This window comes from Bacillus sp. PSXD-155 (assembly GCF_049310765.1).
GTDB classification, from domain to species: domain Bacteria; phylum Bacillota; class Bacilli; order Bacillales; family Bacillaceae_G; genus Bacillus_A; species Bacillus_A cereus.
On the sequence record NZ_JBMOWC010000004.1, the window covers coordinates 303,666 to 317,021 of the forward strand.

Here is a 13,356-nt window from a genome sequence, read left to right on the forward strand (position 1 = left end):
AGCGGTCCCTTTTCATTCACTCCCATTTTCTATTATCCTGAAAAACTGTCTGCTGTCCGATTATTTTTTTCAACACAACAAACACAATGTAAGTACATATTGCTTGCAATACAATATTCCAAAATTTCATTAATGTAAATGAATGAATCCGTAGAAATAATTCGTTTAATAATACAATCGAAACGATACTAAATAATTCTATACTAATCGAAAATAGACATATTTCTAAAATAGACTGTTCTTGAATGCGATTTAAGTTGGAAAAGATAAATACATATCCTAAAAATAGAGCCATCAACTCTATTTTCGTCATGCTAATGAGCCAAGCGTATAGTGGTACAGTTAAAAGAAGATATAGTAATTTCCGTCTTAGCATGTCTTCTCACCCTCTAAATTATATGTATTTTCTGTATATTTTAACATTTATTACGCAAAACAAAAAGAAGAGACTACGCCTCTTCTTTTTGTTTTGTTGCCTGTATTAATTCACATATTTCTTCTCGTTTTTCATTTTCTAATAGCTCAATCACTTTACTTCCAACGACAACACCGTCACATATTGTAACCATTTCTTCTACATGTTCTTTTGTTGAAATGCCGAATCCAGCGACTACTGGTAAGTTGACGTGTAATTTTACTTTTTCTAAGTAACTATGAATCTCCTCTTTAAAGTTTTGACGTACTCCCGTTACGCCCGCTACTGTAACAGCATAAACGAACCCTTCTGATTCACTCGTGATTTTTTCAATTCTTTCAATAGGGCTCGTTACGGTAACGAGTGGAATGAGCGCAATGTTTGCCTCTCGAAGTAACGGCGCAATAATATTTTGTTCTTCATACGGTAAGTCTGGAACGATAATACCATCCACACCGGCCTCTAAGCACTTCTCTACAAATCGTTCTTTTCCGAATGCGAGTACTGGATTTAAATATGTCATGAGTACAAACGGAATTTGCACTTCTTTCCTTACCTCTATTAATGCTTGAAAAATACCTTTTACTGTTACACCGCTATCTAGCGCTCGTTTCCCTGCTCTTTGAATCGTTGGACCGTCTGCGACTGGATCCGAAAACGGAATGCCGATTTCAACGATGCTCGCTCCTGCTTCATCTAAAAAACGAATTCTTTCTTTTAATTTTTCAAAGCCACCATCTCCGCCCATTACGTACGGAATAAATGCTTTCTTACCATTTTCAAACGCTGCTTTAATTTTTTCTACTCCCATTTTTTACACCTCTTCCATATAACGTTTTATACTCTCTACATCTTTATCCCCGCGGCCAGATAAACAAATGACGAGCCCTTCGTCTGTCTTCATTTGCGGCGCTAATTTTAATGCGTATGCGACAGCATGTGAACTTTCTAACGCCGGGATAATGCCTTCTTTTTTCGTTAATAATTGAAATGCTTCTAATGCTTCTTCGTCTGTTATCGACTGATAAGAAACGCGGCCAATATCTTTTAGCAAACTATGTTCTGGACCAACACCTGGATAATCAAGTCCTGCTGAAATAGAGTGTGCTTCTTGAATTTGCCCTTCTTCATTTTGCAGAAGATACATCATTGATCCGTGTAAAACACCGACGCTTCCTTTCGTTAAAGTTGCTGCATGCTTTTCTGTATGAACGCCTTTTCCAGCTGCTTCTACGCCGTAAAGAGCAACTTCTTCATCGTGTACGAACGGATAAAACATCCCCATCGCATTACTACCACCGCCAATACAAGCAACGACTGCTTCTGGTAACTTTCCTTCTAACGCCTCATATTGTTTTTTCGTTTCATTTCCAATTACACTTTGGAAATCACGGACAATTTGCGGGAATGGATGTGGTCCGAGAACAGATCCCATAATGTAGTGCGTATCATGCACATGTGAAACCCAGTAACGAAGCGCCTCGTTTACCGCATCTTTTAATGTACCGCTACCTGCCGCTACACTTTCTACTTTCGCTCCGAGTAATTCCATTCGGAACACATTTAATTTTTGACGTCTTACATCTTCTTCTCCCATAAAAATGACGCATTCTAATCCGAGAAGAGCACATACAGTAGCTGTTGCAACTCCGTGTTGTCCAGCTCCTGTTTCAGCGACAACTTTTTTCTTGCCCATTCGCACTGCAAGTAGTGCCTGACCGATTGTATTGTTAATTTTATGAGCTCCTGTATGATTCAAATCTTCACGTTTTAAATAAATCTTTGCACCACCGCAATACTTCGTCATATTTTCAGCATAATATAGCGGTGTTTCTCTTCCGACGTACGTTTTTAAATAATGATTTAATTCCTTTTGAAATGCTTCATCTTGCATCGCTTCTTTATATGCTTCTTCTAGTTCTAGTACAGATTGCATTAACGTTTCTGGAACGTATCGTCCTCCGTATATACCGTAATGTCCTTTTTCATCTGGATATGCGTAGTTCATTTGGAACACTCCTTCGCTTTTATAATAAATTGTTTTATTTTCTCTACATCTTTCTTTCCTTCTGTCTCTACTCCGCTGCTCACATCAACCATATAAGGCCGAACAGTTCGAATTGCTTCTTCTATATTAAGAGCGTTTAATCCACCAGCTAATATCATTTTCTTTCGCAATTCTTTTGGCATATCTCTAAGTAGCTCCCATGAAAATGTCTTTCCATTTCCTCCATAAAACTTTTCTTTCGGGCTATCAAATAATATATAATCCGCTTCATACCCTTGGGCGTTTTTCATATCACTCTCTGAAGTTACTCCTAGTGACTTTATAGACGGAATATTCAATCTTCTAATTTGATAATTGTCTTCATCCCCATGTAGTTGTACATGTGTTAACCCGCACTCATCTGCAATTTTCTGGATCACTTCTACTGATTCATTTACGAAAACACCGATTTTTAACACGTTGGCTGGAAGCTCCTGAATGATTTCTTCCGCTCTCTTTGGAGTGATTTCCCGCTTACTTTCTGCAAAAACAAATCCGAGTGCATCTGCGCCATATTCGCACGCACTTTTCGCTGTTTCCACATCAGTGATGCCGCAAATTTTCACTTTCATATATTCACCTTACAATCTTCAAAAAAACTACTAATAGAAGATGATGTCATAAGCGCCTCTCCAACTAATACACCTTTGGCTCCAGCTCTTTTAACACGAATAATATCTTCTTTTGAATGAATGCCACTTTCACTAATCCAAAGTAGTTTCTCCTCATTCAATCTTTTTCCAAGCTTTTCAGTTTGGCTTAAATCTACTTCGAACGTTTTTAAATTACGATTATTAATGCCAATAACGTGCGGATTTAATACAATCGCAGTTTCTAATTCCTGTTCATCATGAACTTCAACAATCGCTTCTAATCCTTTTTCTAACACGTAGCTATACAGCTCTTTTAACTTCTCTTTCGTTAACGCTGCTACGATTAGTAAAATAATATCTGCTCCCGCTTCATACGCTCTATCGATTTGAATCTTATCGATTATGAAATCTTTACATAAAAGCGGAATGTTACTTTCTTCTCTTGCTGTTTGTAAATCGTGAAACGATCCTTTAAAAAATTGACCATCTGTTAAAACAGATACTGCTCCTGCACCACATTTCTCATATGTTCCCACTTGTTTTCGTACGTCAACGTGTAAATTGATATCTCCTTTTGATGGTGATGCTCGCTTTACTTCTGCAATGACAGTAAACTGCTGTAACGCTTCTACAAGTGAATGTGTCTTTCTTTTTGTTTTTACTGGTGTATATATTTCATATAACTCCGCAACTTCCTTTTTCTTCTGTTCTACAATTTTATCTAAAATCGTCCCCACTTTAGTTCACCCTTTCTAATTTTTCGTTGCTTGCTACAATTAATAAGTTTAATTTGGCTAATGCTTTTCCAGAGTCAATGCTATGTGCTGCGAGTTTAATTCCTTCTTCAATCGTTTCCGTTTTTCCATTTGCGAAAAGAGCTAGACCTGCATTTAATAAAACTGTATCGCGATAAACACTCTTTTCTCCGCTCAATACGCCGACTGTAATCTTTGCATTTTCTTTTGAATTCCCCCCTCTAATTTCTTCATTTTTCACTCTTGAAAAACCATACTTTTCTGGATCAATAATCATTTCCACTATTTCATTATCTTTTAAAAGGACTACGTGATTTTCCCCTTGTAATGATGCTTCATCTAAAAAACCACTTCCATTTACGACAAGTGCTTGTTTCCGGCCTAACTTTTGTAATACTTGCGCAACTGGTAATAACATATCTCGTTTATAAATACCGACAAATTGTGTTTCTAAATTCACTGGATTTGTTAAAGGGCCAATTAAATTAAAGATCGTCGGCACGTTTAACTCTTTTCTTATTTTCATAATGCGCCTTAGTGCTGGATGCATCGCTGGTGCAAATAAAAATGCAATGCCCACATGCTCTAGTAAATAATCAATTTCGCTTGGCGTACTGCTAATATTTACACCTAATTCTTCTAATAAGTCCGCACTTCCTGTTTTACTAGAAACAGCACGATTACCATGTTTTGCAACCTTTACGCCAGCTCCTGCCAGTACGAATGCTGAAGTTGTGCTAATATTAAACGTTTGAGCACCGTCACCACCCGTTCCGCAATTGTCCATTGCTCCTTGTATATGGTTCGAAAACGGCAATGCCTTTTCGCGAAGAGCCCGAACGAGACCGTATATTTCTTCTGCAGTTTCACCTTTCGCTTTCAGTAAGACTAAGAAAGCTGCAATTTCACTTTCTAATATGTTTTCACTTAATAAAAGTAGTCCTGCTTTATACATTTCCTCTTCTGTTAAATGTTGACCCTCCACTAATTTACGAAGATAGCTATTCATACTCTTTCCTCCTCTTTTACTTCTGTTAAAAAGGCACGTATTAACTTTCCGCCTTCTTCTGTTGCGATTGATTCCGGATGAAACTGTAATCCGAAGAGCGGATAATAATTGTGACGGACTGCCATTATTTCTCCATCGTCCATCGCTGTCGCTAATATGTCAAAACACTTTGGCAAGCTCGTGTGCTCTGCAACAAGGGAATGATAGCGCATCGCCGTTAGCGGCTGTGTAGCGTATGAAAAGATTGACGTTCCGTTATGTTTCACACGCGATGTTTTTCCGTGTTTAATACGTTCTGCTCTAACAATGTCTCCTCCAAATGCAGCTATGATCGCTTGGTGGCCTAGACAAATCCCTAATATGGGAACGTTCTTATAAAAATGGCGGATGACGTCGATACAAATGCCAGCATCCTCTGGTTTTCCTGGTCCTGGTGAAAGTACAATTCCTCTTGGATTCATCTCTTCTAACTGTTCTATCGTTATTTCATCATTTCTTACAACTACAATTTCTTCTTCATGTTCGCCTAACAGTTGGTACAAGTTATATGTGAACGAATCGTAATTATCGATAAGTACAATCATTTCATAACCTCCAAAAGCGCTCTCGCTTTATTTAATGTTTCTTCATATTCAGCTACTGGATCTGAATCGTAAACGACTCCTGCTCCTGCTTGAACGTATGCTTTTTCATCCTTTACGACCATCGTTCGAATGGCGAGCGCCATATCAAGATTTCCTGAAAAACTAACGTATCCAACTGCTCCGGCGTATACATTTCTTTTTTCATTCTCTAGCTCATTTATAATTTCCATCGCTCTAATTTTCGGAGCTCCCGACACTGTTCCTGCTGGTAGGCAATACGCTAATGCATCAAATCCTCTCATTTGTTTCCGCAATATTCCGTAAACTTCAGATACAATGTGCATAACGTGAGAGTATTTTTCTACTTTCATATATTTATCTATCGTAACCGAGCCGATTTCGCTCACTCTACCAATATCGTTTCGCCCAAGATCTACAAGCATCATATGCTCTGCTCGCTCTTTCTCATTGCCTAACAGTTCTTTTTCGATTTCCTCATCTTCCCTTTTCGTTTTCCCCCTCGGCCTTGTACCAGCAATTGGATTCGTCATCACTTTATTCTCTCTTACTGATAGCAAACTTTCCGGTGAAGAACCGAGTACAACATAATCTTGAAAATCGATATAGAACATATATGGTGATGGATTTGCAATTCGAAGTTTTCGGTATAACGCGAATGGATCACCAATACATTCACTTTGTAAACGCTGTGACAGTACGACTTGGAATATGTCTCCAGCTCTTATATGTTCTTTCGCCATTTCTACCATCCCACAAAACTCTTTTTCCGTTATAGAAGAAGTGAATGATAATGTGGATTGTATTGCATTTACTTCAGTTTCTTCTCCTTGTAGCACTTCCTCTTTGTATACTCGTAGCCTTTCGTATACTTCCTCATAATCTGCTGAATCATCTTCCCTGCATACATATACAAACGACAACCTTTGGCGTAAATGATCGTAAACGATAAACTCACGATATAGTAAGAGGTGTACTTCCGGAATATTTAATGGGTCGTGTAAATCCGCTCCAATGTTTTCATACTGCCGAATGACATCATATCCCATATAACCAACTGCTCCTCCGCAAAATGGAAATGGGCTGTCTACTTGTGATGGTGCGATTATTTCTTCTAACACTTGTAGTACGTTACCTTGTAACTTTTCTGTTCGCCCGAAAATCGTTCGTTCTACTTCCGTACCAACGCTTTTTACTTCTCCATAAGGATTACATCCTAAGTAAGAATAACGCCCTTTATCTTGATGAAGCTGTGAACTTTCTAATAAAAATTTCTTCTTTCCTTTCATACGTCTATATAAAGAAATTGGCGTAATGCTATCTCCTTCTTCTTCAGTAATTACTAAAAATGTCTTTCTCTCTCTTTTTTGTTTTATAAATTCTTCTTTCGTCATCATGTCCTTCACCTCACTCTGAAAAATAAAAAAGTCCCCTACATATCGAAAATATGTAGAGGACGATAAATATACCGCGGTACCACCTCGTGTTGGATGCAAAAGCATCCCGCTTTGTTCAGGTACAAATTTTATACCTTATCCTTGTAACGGCGGAACCCGGGTTGCCTACTAAAAATAATTGTTCAGCATACCTCTCGTAAGCCCATTCCGTATATGGCACCGTACCGGGCTCCCACCTATTCCCGGCTCTCTGTAACGTCTCCAATATACGTACTCTTCTTACTTAAACGATTTCATTTATTTAATTTTTTATACACAAAAAGGGAGTACTCATCCTATAGAAAGGACGGGTACTCCCGTGGTGCCACCTTAATTCGTTACAAATGTAACGCACTTTACCGTATCAAAAACAATACGTGTCTCTTGTATCGATGAGATCATGTCGCCAAAGCCTACTTCTTTCGTTTCGGTTTGGAAGCTCCGAAGCCCATTCCACATCAATTCCATACTGATTCGCACCAACCATCAGCTCTCTGACATGTTCATCATGTGTACTCTTCTTCATCAACGCTTGCATTTTTTTAAGTTGCACTCATTATAGACCTGACTTTTTTCACAAGTCAATACTTTTTTAAAAATTTTATTTTTCTTTCCTTTCAATATTATATTGACAAAACAACCTCTTTTTATGTAAATATAATAAATACTCTATTAAAAATAAGGTTTTTTGTATGAATATTATATATTAAAAAAGTAAAATGACATCAAAAAACGCTTACATTTCTGAAAATTCGTATTTCTATATGGATTTTTCAGAATAATCATGATAGATTATAAAGTGAAACTTTAATCAGTAGAGGGTGTTCATCCCCACTGATTATTAGTTGAACCATTCGGGCATTTACGGACAGTTGATCTCCCACCTAACTTCCTTGCCCAGCCAATTTTAAGGTGGGAGTTTTGCTACCCGTTAATGCGGGATAAATATGCATAACGCATCAAAAGACCTGACAAAAGAAAGGGGAACTACATGAGTACGCAGATGTTAACTTTAACTTCTATCTCTATTTACATGCTCGGGATGTTAGTAATCGGCTATTTCGCCTACAAACGAACGTCCAACTTAACAGATTATATGCTTGGCGGGCGTACACTAGGCCCCGCAGTAACAGCATTAAGTGCTGGAGCATCCGATATGAGTGGTTGGCTTTTAATGGGATTACCCGGTGCAATGTTTAGCGTTGGATTAAGTAGTAGTTGGATTGCGATCGGCCTAACACTAGGCGCATACGCAAACTGGCTTTATGTCGCTCCTCGCTTACGTACCTACTCAGAAATTGCAAACAACTCTATTACTATTCCAGAATTTTTGGAACACCGTTTCCACGACAAATCTCATATGCTACGCTTAGTATCCGGACTTGTTATTATGATTTTCTTTACTTTTTATGTAGCTTCAGGATTAGTTTCAGGCGCTGTATTATTTGAAAATTCATTTGGCATGAACTATCATGTTGGATTATTCATTGTTGCAGGCGTTGTTGTCGCTTACACATTATTTGGTGGTTTCTTAGCAGTAAGTTGGACAGACTTCGTACAAGGAATCATTATGGTGGTCGCTCTTATTCTTGTTCCTATCGTAACAATTATGAATTCGAACGGACTTGGACCTGCATTTGATACAATTCGATCTGTAGATCCAACACGTCTAGATATTTTTAAAGGTGCCTCTACTTTAGGAATGATTTCTCTATTCGCATGGGGCCTTGGTTATGTCGGACAACCTCATATTATCGTACGCTTTATGGCAATTTCTTCTGTAAAAGAACTTAAAAGTGCACGAAGAATTGGTATGAGCTGGATGATTTTCTCTGTTGTTGGAGCTATGTTTACTGGTCTTATTGGTATTGCTTACTATTCACAACAAGAGTTAACATTATCTAACCCAGAAACAATTTTCCTTGAACTTGGAAAAATTTTATTCCACCCACTTATTACTGGATTTTTATTAGCCGCTATTTTAGCAGCGATCATGAGTACAATCTCATCTCAGTTACTCGTTACTTCTAGTGCCGTAACGGAAGACTTATATCGTACATTCTTCAAACGTTCTGCATCTGATAAAGAACTTGTATTTGTCGGTCGTATGGCTGTGCTTGTTATTGCCTTAGTTGGGTGCGCTTTAGCGTTTAAACAAAATGATACGATTTTAGCTCTTGTTGGGTACGCTTGGGCTGGTTTTGGATCTTCATTTGGACCTGCTATTTTATTAAGCTTATATTGGAAACGTATGACGAAATGGGGCGCGCTTGCTGGTATGATTTCTGGTGCCGCTACTGTTATTATATGGACTCAATTCAAATTCTTAAAAGATTTCTTATATGAAATGATTCCAGGTTTCGCTATTAGTTTACTAGCCATCGTAATTGTTAGTTTACTAACACAACCTTCAAAAGAAGTTGAAGAGCAATTTGAGGATTTCGAAAAACAACATCGTCATAATTTATAAAAAAATCTCTGCTGTTACGATAACAGCAGAGATTTTTTACAGTTCGACAATCTTCTTATCAAATTTAACAAATTCTTTATGTTTCGTTAAATTTAACATAACACTACTCCTTTATAGTATGAGTATCAGCACTTATACAGAAAGGGGACTCCAACATGTTAGCAGCTTTCCAGCAACAACAAACACGAAAATTTTCACCTATCACAAATACTTCTGCGTCTTGTTTAAACATGCAACCTAACCCGCTTAAAATTTCAATTGCTCCTTCTGTTATTTCAGTCATCGGTGTTCATATGGAAAAACATAAATTAAAAATAAAAACGGGACAAAACATTGTGTTATCAGCTTCCATTTTGCCAATACAAGCAACGCATAAAGAGCTTATTTGGTCAAATATGAATTCTGATATCATCACCATATATCCAAAAGACGACACCGTGATAATTACTGGAAAAAACGCAGGTAGAGCAGTCGTAATTGTCACAACTGCTGAAGGCAAATTCCGTGACCTATGTGTCATTCATGTACAACCTTATATGACAAATCCAAAGTAAAAGAGTGGCTTTGTAGCCACTCTTTTACTTGATTTCAATATTTGAGTTTTTACTTTTTACAAGATTAATAAATTGTTCTTTATTTCTTGGAGAAATACTTTCTGTTTTATGTGTATCGTAAACAATTTCAAGTCGGTCAAATGATAATGCATGGGCTGCTATTGGATTTTTCGTATTTGAAATTTGTTTTATATCTCGTATAAAAATACGTTTTGTAACGAGACCCGATCTAATCGTAATTATTTCTTCCCGGGCAATATATTTTGCCAAAAAACAACTCCAGCTAAACAACATTGCTAATGGAATTGTAAAAAGCAAAAGAAAATATTCTCTCCCTACAAAAATTGGTGCAAAACAAGCACCCAAAACAATAAAAAAAATTGGATATAACCATGTATCTTTTTTTGATGGAAACTCCATTTCCCTTCCCCTTCTACGCCCGTATTTCTATAAAACAAAAGAGAAGTATCACAACTTCTCTTTTCTCCCCTAACACTATAATTCCTGTGTGTACACCGGCTCGTTTACGACATTTTTTGCTGTTCGCTTTTGTTGCTGCAGTAAGAAAACAGATACACCAAACAATACGAGCATGCTACCGATAATTTGCATTGCATTTAATTTTTCTCCAAGTAAGAAGAACGCAAGTATAGATGCTCCAACAGGTTCTCCTAAAATACTCATTGAAATTGTCGTTGCATTTACATAATTTAATAGCCAGTTATTAATTACATGTGACACTGTCGGCACAACCGCAAGTAAAAGAAAAACGGTCCAATCCCACTTCGTATAACCTGTAAAGGGTACTTGCAATATGACATTATAAATCCACATAAAAAGACCTGCGAATGCAAAGACTGTAAAGCTATAAATCCAGTGTGATACTTTCTTTACTGTCGTTTGCCCGATAAATAAATAACCGACAACTGCTATTACACTTAGAAAGGATAATATGTCTCCATAAATTGCTTGCTTACTTAAACCTAAATCTCCCCAACCAATGCACATTACGCCTAGAATAGCGATTCCCATCGTTGCAATGGCTGAATATGTTGTTCTTTCTTTAAACAGAAAAAAACCTCCAACTAAAGATACGATCGGTTGAAGTGCCAAAATAATTGTTGAACTAGCAACTGTTGTATGCTTTAAAGATTCAAACCATAAAAGAAAATGAAGTGCTAAAAAGAAACCAGATCCAATTAAAAAGCACCAATCTTTCATTTGAATCCTATTAAATTCCTCTCTTTTTTTCCATACGATAGGCAGCATAATAAGTACGATAATCCATAAGCGGTACATACTTAATATTGAAGATGGTGCTGAGGACATCTTTACAAAAACTGCTGCAAAGGAAATAGCAATTATAGAAATAGCCAATGGTAGTGCGATTGATTTTTCTTGTTTCAAATCCTGTCTCCCCTCTCACCTGTCAAAAATCCCACTTCATTATATCCGTTTTCTTTCGTAACTTAAATACTAATTTTTTAGATTCTTCGTACCATTATGGTAAAATAGAAATTAAGGCACCAATTAGTGAATATTTATTTCCTTTTTCACTACAAGCGTCGCTCTTACAATCGTTACAGTAAATTTTTATTTAGGGGGATCTACATGAGTCAAACAATAGGGAGAATTGAAGAAATTTCATTTTATAGCGCATCACTTCAAGAAGACGTTACGCTTCTCGTTTATTTGCCAGTAAATTACACACCACTGCACAAACATACAGTTGTAATTGCACAAGATGGTAGAGATTATTTTCAGCTTGGTAAAGCGCACCGTGTAATTGAGCGCCTTCGTGAAACTGAAGAAATTGACCGTACAATTATTGTCGGTATTCCATATAAAAATGTACAGGATCGTAAAGAAAAATATTTCCCAAGTGAAGTGAAAAATGCTGCATATATTCGTTTCCTTGCTCATGAACTTGCACCATATATTGATGAAAATTATCCAACGTACCAAATGGGAAAAGGTCGTGTTTTAATTGGTGATTCTCTTGGCGGAACAGTTTCCTTTATGACTGCACTTATGTATCCGCATACATTCGGTAAAGTCGTTATGCAATCACCATTTGTGGATGAGACAGTGATGAACTTAGCAAAAGACTTCAAAGATCCACAAGCATTAGAACTGTATCACGTCATTGGTACAGAAGAAACGGCTGTAAAGCGTACTGATGGACAAGTATCTGATTTCGTAGAACCAAACCGTGAGTTAAATACACTTCTCACAGATAGAAATTTCATTACGCATTACGAGGAGTTTGAAGGTAATCATACTTGGAAATATTGGCAGACTGATTTACCGAAAGCCTTCTCTCATATTCTATCAATGAAATAATAGAGAGCAGTATTCAGAATAATTTGATATAATAGATAAAGAGATTTATTTATCTCAAAATCTAACTAGACTTACAAAGGGAGGAATTGGAACATGAAATTAGGCATTGTAATTTTTCCATCTAAAATGATTCAAGATAAAGCGAACGGATTGCGTAAACGTTATGACCCGCACTACGCATTAGTTCCGCCACATATTACATTGAAAACACCCTTTGAGGCGCAAGATGAACAATTAGAATCGATTGTAAACGAGCTACATACAATCGCAAGTAAAACGAACCCTTTCACCCTTCATGTTGGGAAAGTTGGTTCATTCGCACCTGTTAATAACGTCCTTTACTTTAAAGTAGAAAAAACACCTGAACTTACTTTCTTAAATGAAGAAATGCATGGCGGGTTATTCACGCAAGAACGCGAATATGCTTTCGTACCTCACTTAACAATCGGACAAGGCTTATCAGATGCAGAGCATGCTGATGTGTTGGGCCGATTACGTATGAAAGATTTCTATTACGAACAACCAATTGATCGTTTCCATCTTCTATATCAATTAGAAAATGGAACATGGACTGTACACGAAACATTCCGTCTTGGAAAGGGGAACAACTAATTTGCACGCACAGATTGTACAAACGGACGAACAACTAAGAGATGCATTCTCTGTACGTAAACAAGTGTTTGTAAATGAACAACGTGTCTCTGCTGAAGAAGAGTACGATGAGTTTGAAGAAACTTCAACACACGTTGTTATATATGACAATGATGTTCCAGTTGGTGCTGGACGTTTTCGCATCCTTGATGGTATAGGAAAAATGGAACGCATTTGCGTGCTAAATTCCCATCGCAAAAAAGGGATTGGAAAAATTGTTATGGATTCTCTTGAAGCGTATGCAAAAGAAAATTCGCTACAAAAATTGAAACTTCACGCTCAAACACATGCTGAAGATTTCTATAAAAAACTTGGATATGTAACAAGTTCTGATGTATTTATGGAAGCAAATATCCCGCACGTTGTAATGATAAAAGAATTGTAATTTGAAAACAGGAGGTGACCCCTCCTGTTTTTTACATTGCTATTTTCTTTTTCTTCCGCTAAAGTTAAATGTTGATGCTATAGTTTTGAAGGTGAA

The 13,356-nt window shown here is 37.1% G+C and carries 15 protein-coding genes and 2 other annotated features; of the genes, 5 read left to right on the top strand and 10 right to left on the bottom strand.

Annotation, left to right across the window (positions count from 1 at the left end):
- Positions 1 to 16: 16 nt before the first annotated feature.
- The 8 genes from ACO6VI_RS06290 to trpE all read right to left on the bottom strand — a co-directional run bounded on the left by ACO6VI_RS06290 (position 17) and on the right by trpE (position 6,818).
- Entirely contained in the window at positions 17 to 376 is a 360-nt protein-coding gene (locus ACO6VI_RS06290) for a DUF4029 domain-containing protein (RefSeq protein ID WP_161519986.1), read from the bottom strand.
- 73 nt (positions 377 to 449) lie between these two features.
- Positions 450 to 1,226: a tryptophan synthase subunit alpha gene (gene trpA, locus ACO6VI_RS06295; protein ID WP_063546850.1), complete on the bottom strand. Its 777-nt coding sequence runs from the start codon at positions 1,224 to 1,226 to the stop codon at positions 450 to 452.
- 3 nt (positions 1,227 to 1,229) lie between these two features.
- On the bottom strand, positions 1,230 to 2,423 hold the full coding sequence (gene trpB, locus ACO6VI_RS06300) for a tryptophan synthase subunit beta (protein WP_001105036.1): 1,194 nt from the start codon (positions 2,421 to 2,423) through the stop codon (positions 1,230 to 1,232).
- Positions 2,420 to 3,034, bottom strand: coding sequence for a phosphoribosylanthranilate isomerase (locus ACO6VI_RS06305; protein ID WP_000865142.1), 615 nt, complete (start codon positions 3,032 to 3,034; stop codon positions 2,420 to 2,422). Before ACO6VI_RS06305 ends, trpB begins: the two co-directional genes overlap by 4 nt.
- Positions 3,031 to 3,792: an indole-3-glycerol phosphate synthase TrpC gene (gene trpC, locus ACO6VI_RS06310; protein ID WP_000536699.1), complete on the bottom strand. Its 762-nt coding sequence runs from the start codon at positions 3,790 to 3,792 to the stop codon at positions 3,031 to 3,033. Before trpC ends, ACO6VI_RS06305 begins: the two co-directional genes overlap by 4 nt.
- Before the next feature lies 1 nt (position 3,793).
- Positions 3,794 to 4,819 (bottom strand): anthranilate phosphoribosyltransferase, encoded by a 1,026-nt coding sequence (gene trpD / locus ACO6VI_RS06315; protein ID WP_001089856.1) that lies wholly within the window; start codon positions 4,817 to 4,819, stop codon positions 3,794 to 3,796.
- Positions 4,816 to 5,403 carry an aminodeoxychorismate/anthranilate synthase component II gene (locus ACO6VI_RS06320; protein ID WP_000636319.1) on the bottom strand — a complete coding sequence of 196 codons (588 nt, stop codon included), beginning with the start codon at positions 5,401 to 5,403 and terminating at the stop codon, positions 4,816 to 4,818. The genes trpD and ACO6VI_RS06320 overlap by 4 nt, the downstream gene beginning before the upstream one ends.
- Positions 5,400 to 6,818: an anthranilate synthase component I gene (gene trpE, locus ACO6VI_RS06325; protein WP_140157269.1), complete on the bottom strand. Its 1,419-nt coding sequence runs from the start codon at positions 6,816 to 6,818 to the stop codon at positions 5,400 to 5,402. The genes ACO6VI_RS06320 and trpE overlap by 4 nt, the downstream gene beginning before the upstream one ends.
- A gap of 52 nt (positions 6,819 to 6,870) precedes the next feature.
- Positions 6,871 to 7,115, bottom strand: a binding site (T-box leader).
- A 42-nt stretch (positions 7,116 to 7,157) separates the two neighbouring features.
- Positions 7,158 to 7,395 (bottom strand) — a binding site (T-box leader).
- A 453-nt stretch (positions 7,396 to 7,848) separates the two neighbouring features.
- Here trpE and putP point away from each other — a divergent pair.
- Positions 7,849 to 9,327: a sodium/proline symporter PutP gene (gene putP, locus ACO6VI_RS06330; protein WP_000107210.1), complete on the top strand. Its 1,479-nt coding sequence runs from the start codon at positions 7,849 to 7,851 to the stop codon at positions 9,325 to 9,327.
- Between the two features lie 155 nt (positions 9,328 to 9,482).
- Positions 9,483 to 9,881: an Ig-like domain-containing protein gene (locus tag ACO6VI_RS06335; RefSeq protein WP_088020513.1), complete on the top strand. Its 399-nt coding sequence runs from the start codon at positions 9,483 to 9,485 to the stop codon at positions 9,879 to 9,881.
- Between the two features lie 24 nt (positions 9,882 to 9,905).
- On the opposite strand, the gene ACO6VI_RS06340 is transcribed toward ACO6VI_RS06335, so the two are convergent.
- Together ACO6VI_RS06340 and ACO6VI_RS06345 are read right to left on the bottom strand one after the other, a co-directional pair.
- On the bottom strand, positions 9,906 to 10,301 hold the full coding sequence (locus ACO6VI_RS06340) for a PH domain-containing protein (protein WP_016513133.1): 396 nt from the start codon (positions 10,299 to 10,301) through the stop codon (positions 9,906 to 9,908).
- A 75-nt stretch (positions 10,302 to 10,376) separates the two neighbouring features.
- Positions 10,377 to 11,288, bottom strand: coding sequence for a DMT family transporter (locus ACO6VI_RS06345; protein ID WP_098818474.1), 912 nt, complete (start codon positions 11,286 to 11,288; stop codon positions 10,377 to 10,379).
- Between the two features lie 204 nt (positions 11,289 to 11,492).
- On the opposite strand from ACO6VI_RS06345, the gene ACO6VI_RS06350 reads away from it, so the two are divergent.
- From ACO6VI_RS06350 to ACO6VI_RS06360, 3 genes are all read left to right on the top strand, one after another.
- On the top strand, positions 11,493 to 12,224 hold the full coding sequence (locus ACO6VI_RS06350; protein WP_000084015.1) for an alpha/beta hydrolase: 732 nt from the start codon (positions 11,493 to 11,495) through the stop codon (positions 12,222 to 12,224).
- Between the two features lie 93 nt (positions 12,225 to 12,317).
- Entirely contained in the window at positions 12,318 to 12,836 is a 519-nt protein-coding gene (locus ACO6VI_RS06355; RefSeq protein WP_000765862.1) for a YjcG family protein, read from the top strand.
- 1 nt (position 12,837) lies between these two features.
- Complete coding sequence (locus tag ACO6VI_RS06360) at positions 12,838 to 13,260, top strand: GNAT family N-acetyltransferase (protein WP_063546834.1); 423 nt, start codon at positions 12,838 to 12,840, stop codon at positions 13,258 to 13,260.
- The last annotated feature ends 96 nt before the right edge of the window (positions 13,261 to 13,356 follow it).

Excerpts from the sequence above, each read along its gene's own strand:
- ACO6VI_RS06320 (WP_000636319.1), bottom strand. The coding sequence starts at position 5,403 with ATGATTGTACTTATCGATAATTACGATTCGTTCACATATAACTTGTAC.
- putP (WP_000107210.1), top strand. The coding sequence starts at position 7,849 with ATGAGTACGCAGATGTTAACTTTAACTTCTATCTCTATTTACATGCTC.
- ACO6VI_RS06350 (WP_000084015.1), top strand. The coding sequence starts at position 11,493 with ATGAGTCAAACAATAGGGAGAATTGAAGAAATTTCATTTTATAGCGCA.
- ACO6VI_RS06340 (WP_016513133.1), bottom strand. The coding sequence starts at position 10,301 with ATGGAGTTTCCATCAAAAAAAGATACATGGTTATATCCAATTTTTTTT.
- ACO6VI_RS06355 (WP_000765862.1), top strand. The coding sequence starts at position 12,318 with ATGAAATTAGGCATTGTAATTTTTCCATCTAAAATGATTCAAGATAAA.
- ACO6VI_RS06305 (WP_000865142.1), bottom strand. The coding sequence starts at position 3,034 with ATGAAAGTGAAAATTTGCGGCATCACTGATGTGGAAACAGCGAAAAGT.
- trpD (WP_001089856.1), bottom strand. The coding sequence starts at position 4,819 with ATGAATAGCTATCTTCGTAAATTAGTGGAGGGTCAACATTTAACAGAA.
- trpE (WP_140157269.1), bottom strand. The coding sequence starts at position 6,818 with ATGATGACGAAAGAAGAATTTATAAAACAAAAAAGAGAGAGAAAGACA.
- ACO6VI_RS06290 (WP_161519986.1), bottom strand. The coding sequence starts at position 376 with ATGCTAAGACGGAAATTACTATATCTTCTTTTAACTGTACCACTATAC.
- trpB (WP_001105036.1), bottom strand. The coding sequence starts at position 2,423 with ATGAACTACGCATATCCAGATGAAAAAGGACATTACGGTATATACGGA.
- ACO6VI_RS06335 (WP_088020513.1), top strand. The coding sequence starts at position 9,483 with ATGTTAGCAGCTTTCCAGCAACAACAAACACGAAAATTTTCACCTATC.
- trpA (WP_063546850.1), bottom strand. The coding sequence starts at position 1,226 with ATGGGAGTAGAAAAAATTAAAGCAGCGTTTGAAAATGGTAAGAAAGCA.